The sequence below is a fragment of the Corynebacterium mastitidis DSM 44356 genome (assembly GCF_000375365.1).
GTDB classification, from domain to species: Bacteria; Actinomycetota; Actinomycetes; order Mycobacteriales; family Mycobacteriaceae; genus Corynebacterium; species Corynebacterium mastitidis.
In genome coordinates, this window is the sequence record NZ_AQXB01000039.1 from 1 (window position 1) to 1,045 (window position 1,045).

A 1,045-nucleotide genomic window follows, 5' to 3' on the forward strand; every position below is an offset into this window, starting at 1 on the left:
CCTGCTGCACGAGCCTTCTGGGCAAGGCGGATAATAGGAGCTTCCACCTCGGGAACCTGCATGATCATATCAGAGTACTCATCAATGACAATCTTATGGTAGCAGAATTTAGAAACCCCAAGTTTCTTTGCTTCCCCTGCATTACCATCAATCCACTGATTATAATCATCAATGTTCTGATTATTATCTGCTTTCTTCATGATGTCATACCTGCGATCCATGAGATGCGTAAAGAACGTCATGAGACCGTATGCGTCACCCATATTAGTTACGGGATCGGTAAACATATGAGGAAGACGAGCATAGCGGGCAAACTCAACAATTTTTGGATCGACAATGCTGAACTTTAACTCGTCAGGATGAGTATGGCTCATCTGGGAGATAAGTATATTATTGGCAAAAACAGATTTACCCGATCCAGTAGTTCCTGCAAGCAAGGCGTGAGGGAACTTGGCAAAGGGAAGAATGACGGGTTTTCCGTCAACGCCAACGCCAAAGACGGCAGTAGTAGGGTGGGAGGCATAGTTATAAAGAGTCTGCATCATTTCCCCTTAAGAATTATGTTTGTACCGCTGTTACAGATATGAAACTAGTTTACCGTGCCGAGAGTCTGCTTCGAAATGCTTTCAAGAATCCCCTCGATATTCCCCTTCCTCTGCCGCAAAAGATCAAACACAGCCTTATCAAAACCCACATCAGCAACGAAGTAATAATGATCCACACGATGATCATACCCACGACGAACATTACGCCCCTGCGCCTGCACCAAACTCGCATACGAATACTGATTCTCATAAAAAACCGACGTATTCGAACAGGGAAACTCAATACCCTCCGAACCAGCCGCATACTGAATCACAACAGCCTTCGCACTACTCAACTCCTCCCTACTCGGATGACTCGCACCTGACACCTCCACAAACTCAACACCCGACTCTCGTAGCGCCGCAGCAATACAATCTCGGGTAGAACGCAAACGATAGAAAATAAGCGGCTGCCGAACCCCCTCACCGTGGATGATGGACAACAGTTCGCGCAGTCTCTT

At 46.6% G+C, this 1,045-nt stretch carries 2 protein-coding genes; both read right to left on the minus strand.

Features of this window, described 5'->3' with window-relative positions; translation table 11 throughout:
• The coding region (locus tag B140_RS13585; protein WP_280512666.1) for an FtsK/SpoIIIE domain-containing protein at nt 1–545 on the minus strand (545 nt) is incomplete at its 3' end.
• A gap of 44 nt (nt 546–589) precedes the next feature.
• Nucleotides 590–1,045, minus strand: a 456-nt coding sequence (locus B140_RS13590; protein ID WP_156801815.1) for a helicase-related protein, incomplete at its 5' end; no start/stop codon positions are given.